4 protein-coding genes are annotated in these 6,041 nt (G+C 47.2%); all 4 read left to right on the forward strand.

The annotated features are described in order from the left end of the window. The first annotated feature begins 9 nt into the window (after window positions 1–9). The 4 genes from BUE76_RS14555 (at window position 10) to nagB (ending at window position 5,720) form a co-directional block, all read left to right on the forward strand. The gene (locus BUE76_RS14555) at window positions 10–717 is read left to right on the forward strand and encodes a pirin family protein (RefSeq protein ID WP_073041561.1); all 708 of its coding nucleotides are present in this window, start codon (window positions 10–12) and stop codon (window positions 715–717) included. Window positions 718–855: 138 nt separating this feature from the next. Beyond that, window positions 856–1,242: a hypothetical protein gene (locus BUE76_RS14560; protein ID WP_073041151.1), complete on the forward strand. Its 387-nt coding sequence runs from the start codon at window positions 856–858 to the stop codon at window positions 1,240–1,242. Between the two features lie 127 nt (window positions 1,243–1,369). After that, window positions 1,370–3,649: a glycoside hydrolase family 20 protein gene (locus BUE76_RS14565; protein WP_073041154.1), complete on the forward strand. Its 2,280-nt coding sequence runs from the start codon at window positions 1,370–1,372 to the stop codon at window positions 3,647–3,649. 169 nt (window positions 3,650–3,818) lie between these two features. After that, complete coding sequence (gene nagB / locus BUE76_RS14570) at window positions 3,819–5,720, forward strand: glucosamine-6-phosphate deaminase (protein WP_073041156.1); 1,902 nt, start codon at window positions 3,819–3,821, stop codon at window positions 5,718–5,720. Window positions 5,721–6,041: the final 321 nt, after the last annotated feature.

Here is a 6,041-nt window from a genome sequence, read left to right on the forward strand (position 1 = left end):
TTGCCCTTTATGGAAATGGTTTTGCATAAAGCAAATACAAGGGGCCACGCCAACCACGGCTGGCTGGATAGCTGGCACTCCTTCTCTTTTGGTGCTTATTATGACCCCAACAGGTTACATTTTGGCGCCCTCAGGGTACTGAATGATGATACGGTGGTGGGTGGCGCCGGATTTGGCAAACACCCGCATGATAATATGGAAATCATCTCCATTCCCCTTGAGGGCGAGTTGGAACATGGCGACAGCCTGGGCAATGTGCAGGTGATCAAAAAAGGAGATGTACAGGTGATGAGTGCCGGAACCGGGGTGGTGCATTCAGAGAAAAACAGGAGCCAACTCCTGCCGGTCCGCTTCCTGCAGATCTGGGTTTTTCCCAATCAGAAAGGGGTAACACCCCGCTACGACCAACAAAATTTTAAAGATGAGGCATTACACAACCAACTGGCTACCATTGTAGCACCCATGGGATCAGGACAAGGGGTACAGATACACCAGGAAGCCTGGTTTAGCCTGGGCAAACTGGATGCTGGTTTGGAGTTGGAGTACCCTTTAAAAAAAGATGGTAACGGGGTCTATGCTTTCCTGATTGAAGGAGATGTGACCATCAATGATATTGTACTCAACCGCAGGGATGGTCTGGGACTTACAGCAACCAACCCGCTTCGGATAAAAGCCAATATGACCTCGGAATTACTGCTGATAGAAGTACCGGTTTAAAACTTTTAAAATCACTTATGGAATTAAGTAGGGTCCAACAACCAGGCCTGCCAATTGACAACAATCAAAAGAAATATGGACCTGGGTCAGTAAGCCGCTACGGGTAATTGCCTTGCTTTAGGGTATAAAATGGCGTTTATGACAGGCACATTACCCCATCCCAAATTGCACCTTGAATACCATCTGTGGGTTGCAGAGTTGAATTTTGTAAAAGAAGAAATCCAGATTTTTGAAAAGCACCTGGCTGAACTGGTCAGCAAATACACCCGACAGGAGGTGACTGCTCAAATCGAACATTTCCAGAATAGTTTTATCCGCCACAAAGAGGTGATCGACCAATTGAAACACGAGTTGCATGGCGCCGAAAAGCAGTTAGCCAGCTTTGTGCGGGAAGTATCGGGGATGACCCTGGAAAGCTTCCGCATGGACAACCACGGCAAGCTACGCGACCAAATGAACACCTTTAGAAAACTATACACCGAACTGAAACAGAATTTCAGGCGGTTTGAAGCAGAATGGTTTTGAACTAAAAGCAGGCTTAAGGCCTGCTTTACTTTTTAATATTTTTAAAAAAGTTCAACCGTTTGCACCCCATAAAACAGCAGGGGTTGGAGGGTAATCTTTACCTTAGACGGAAACCAAACCCCTTTGCATGCGTATCATCCCGGTGTTGCTGCTGCTTTTGATCTTCAGTTGCACGGCCACCAGCCAGCAGGTTTCCATTATTCCCAAGCCGCTATCCCTTACCGTAAAGCCCGGCCGCTTTTTGCTTACGGCCAATACGCCCCTTATTGCGGCTACGGCCGGCGAGGAAGCTGGTGCTAAAATTTTCAACGAGTACCTGCAGCAGTATTATGGTTTTAGCTTGCCCATCTCCACCAGTCAGAATGGAGGCAATAAAGGCATTGTGTTGCGTACCCGCAACTTTATCAAAGCACCGGACAAGGATGCATACCAGCTTTCGGTAAATCAAAACGGGGTATCGATAGAAGGCGATACCCATGCTGGTACTTTTTATGGTTTACAAACCCTCCTGCAGCTTCTGCCGGTAGACAAGCATCAGGGAGACATTAGTATTCCTTTGGTACAGGTTCAGGATGCTCCCCGTTTTGATTACCGCGGTATGCACCTGGATGTGGCCAGGCACTTTTTCCCCATTTCCTTTGTCAAAAAATACATTGACTATATCGCCCTGCACAAAATGAACTATTTCCACTGGCATCTTACCGATGACCAGGGATGGCGTATTGAAATAAAGAAATATCCCCGCCTGGTTGAAGTAGGTGCTTATCGCGATGGGACCATCATTGGTCACTACCCTGGCAAGGGAAATGACCAGATCAGGTATGGCGGCTATTATACGCAAGAGGAAATAAAAGAGATTGTCCGGTATGCAGCCCAACGCCATATTACGGTGGTGCCCGAAATTGAAATGCCGGGTCATGCACTTGCAGCACTCACCTCCTATCCCAACCTGGGTTGTCCCGGTACAGGTCCCTACCAGGTAGCGCAAACCTGGGGGGTATTTGATGATGTTTTTTGCGCCGGCAATGATTCTACCTTTCTTTTCTTACAGGATGTATTGGATGAAGTGTTGCCACTATTCCCATCACCTTATATACATGTGGGCGGCGACGAATGCCCCAAGGAAAACTGGATACATTGCCCACGCTGCCAGCAACGTATCAAAAAAGAAGGCCTGAAAGATGAACATGAACTGCAGAGCTATTTTATCCAGCGCATGGAAAAATACGTGAACAGCAAAGGCAGAACCATCATCGGTTGGGATGAAATTCTGGAAGGCGGGCTAGCACCCAACGCAATGGTGATGAGCTGGCGTGGTGAGGCAGGCGGCATTGCTGCCGCCAAACAAAAGCACCAGGTAATCATGACGCCTGGCAGTCACTGCTACCTCGATCACAGCCAATCGACACAGGAAGACTCTGTTACTTTTGGCGGATTTACTCCGGTAGAAAAGGTGTATGCCTACGAACCCATCCCCAAAGAATTAAATGCCGAACAGGCAAAATACATCATCGGTGCTCAAAGTAATTTGTGGACAGAATACATCGCCTACCCTTTAAAAGTGGAGTACCAGATATTTCCCCGAATGAGCGCTATGAGTGAAGTGTTGTGGAGCGCAAAGGGCCAACGCAACTGGCCCGAATTTGAAAAGAGGATGCAAACCCAATACAAACGGTACGAATTATGGGGCGCCAACTACAGTAATGCTTATTTCGAAATCAAAGCTGCAATAGCGCCAACAAAAGATAATAGTGGCCTGCTGCTGCAATTGGAATCCAAGGACAGGCAAGCAACGGTACAGTATGGTATCAGTGGATTGCATTTTGCAAAAAACTATACGGCACCTGTTTTGATCCAGCAATCAGGTGAAGTAACGGCCTTGGTTAACCGTAACGGAAAGATCATAGATTCTACTACTATCAAGTTTAGGTTCAACAAGGCTACGGGTAAAAAGGTATCCCTTTCCGAACAGCCCGCTCCCAATTACCCCGGTTCAGGTGCATTTACCCTGGTAGACGGCGTAATCAATGAAAAAGGTATGGACAGAACAAAGGAGTTCATAGGGTATAATGGAAAGACCATAACGGCAACCATTGATCTGGGCAGCCCTCAGGATATAAGCGAGGTGCGGCTGCACACGCTTTTTGCCAGTGGCAGTTGGATATATCCGCCACAGGAGATGGAAGTTCAGGTGAGCACCGATGGCAAAACTTACCAAAGAATGGGATCAGCACGTGAGTTGCTTGCCAAAGACCCGGTAAAAGGTTACCTGGGCGTGGTGATTGATGCCCCCGTGCAGGCCCGTTTTGTGCGCGTAAAAGCACAAGCTGTTCAGAAAATTGCAGAACACATGGCCGGTGCAGGACAAAAAGCCTGGATGTTTTTAGATGAAATAGAAGTATTATAATCCTTTGAGGATTTGGTTTTGGGCAATTGAAATGTAGCGATAACATGTGCATAGCATTAAAGGACAGTTACCCAATACTAAATACCAAAAACAAATAATACGCTATACTGTAAGCCCTGTTTCTACTTACCTTCATGTATAACCGAGAGCCAAACCAAACCCTTTTCCGATGGTTGATTCATTTGAAAAAATTCCATGCTCCATCCACAACAACATATTGGATGGATCGAAACATGTAGCTGCTATTATTGCTGAAACCATTCGCAACAGCCAGGCTGAAGGCAAAGCCTGCGTGCTGGGCCTTGCAACAGGTTCGACACCAAAAACCCTTTATGCCGAATTGGTGCGCATGCACCGCGAGGAAGGTCTTTCATTTGCCAATGTAATCAGCTTTAACCTGGATGAATATTATCCCATTGAGCGGGAAGCCTACCAAAGCTATTACCACTTCATGCACCGCATGTTGTTCAACCATGTGGACATGAAACCCGAGCATATTCACATTCCCAATGGCGAATGGCCCAAGGACGCTATCAAGCAATATTGCCTGGAATATGAAAAACAAATAGAAGAAGCTGGCGGTGTTGACCTGCAGATATTGGGTATTGGTATGAATGGCCATATTGGGTTTAACGAGCCGGGGTCCTCCATCCATAGCCATACCCGCCTTACCAATCTGGATAATACCACCCGATTTGCCAATCTGTATGAGTTTCCCAATATTTCGCAGGTACCAAGGCTGGCCATCACGATGGGCATCAGCACCATATTGAAGGCTAAGAAAATAGTGCTCATGGCATGGGGATCCGGGAAAGCTCCCGTTGTGCAAAAGGCTGCTGAAGAACATATGACCGAGCACATTCCTGCAAGCCTGTTGCAGCAGCACACCGACACTCTTTTTGTGCTGGATGCAGCTGCTGCGGCTGAACTTACCCGTTATAAAAGTCCCTGGCTGACCGGCGATACGGAATGGACGCCGCGGATTATGAAAAAGGCCGTGGTGAACATGGCATTGAAATTAAAAAAGCCGGTACTGTCGCTGACAAACAACGACTATAATGAATACGGGTTGAGCGACCTGCTGGTAGAAAAGGGCGATGCTTATGGCATCAACCTGGAAGTATTTTATATGCTGCGTGATAGCATTACTGGTTGGCCAGGTGGAAAGCCCAACTCCAGTATGCCCAACCACCCCGAAAGGTCCGCGCCTGTATCCAAGCGGTGTATCATTTTTTCGCCACACCCCGATGATGATATCATTTCCATGGGCGGTACCTTCCAGCGCCTGCACGACCAGGGTCATGAAGTGCATGTTGCCTACCAAACTTCAGGCAATATTGCGGTTACAGATGAATTTGTAACACGCTTCCTTGATTTTGCCGTAGGCTTTGAAGAGATCGCAGGCATCGACTCCAGTCGTTCCGCTTCTATATTGCAGGACGTGCGCCATTACCTGGCCAATAAGAAAAGCAACAGCATGGATACGCCACAGATCAGGGCCATCAAAGGGCTGATCCGGCGCGGTGAGGCCAAGGCTACCTGCAGGTATGTGGGTATCCCGGATAGTAATATCCATTTTCAAAACCTGCCTTTTTACGAAACGGGGACCATTGAAAAGAACCCGATGGGTGAGGCTGATGTGCAGCAAACAATGTCCCTGCTGGAAAAGATTAAACCTCATCAGGTGTATTGCGCCGGCGACCTGGCCGATCCACATGGCACGCATAAAATCTGTCTCGACATTGTGCTGGAGGCTTTGAAAAGATTAAAGGCATCCGGGGCAACATGGATCAACGACTGCTGGCTTTGGTTGTATAAAGGAGCCTGGCAGGAATGGAATATCGAAGAAATTGAAATGGCCATACCCATGAGTCCGGAACAGGTGATGAAGAAAAGACACGGCATCTTTATTCACCAATCACAAAAAGACAGCGTGCCCTTCCAGGGAAGTGATGCACGCGAATTCTGGCAGCGTGCTGAAGAACGCAATGCGACAACGGCAATGTTGTATGCCCAGCTTGGGCTTACCCAATATGCGGCCATGGAAGCTTTTGTGCGGTGGCATTATTAGCTTGATGCAGCATTGATGCGGTTGCTTATCCATTTAAGCCCCCGCATTGATGCTGCTATTATCATGTTTTTCTAAGTTTTAAATTTTAAAGCCATCCTGCTCCTGCATTGAATTCATGCATTACGTGACTGCTTAACCTTAGCAAAGAGATTTTTTTACAAAAAGTTTTGGCTGAATAGTTGCAGTTCCCTTATTTTTGCACTCCGCTAACGGCGCATGGCTTTTCGAAAACAACTGAATAACAACCAGTTAAAAATAAATGGCTGCGTAGCTCAACTGAATAGAGCATCTGACTACGGATCAGAAGGTTTCAGGTTTGAA

It is taken from the genome of Cnuella takakiae (assembly GCF_001953305.1).
Lineage (GTDB): Bacteria > Bacteroidota > Bacteroidia > Chitinophagales > Chitinophagaceae > Flavisolibacter > Flavisolibacter takakiae.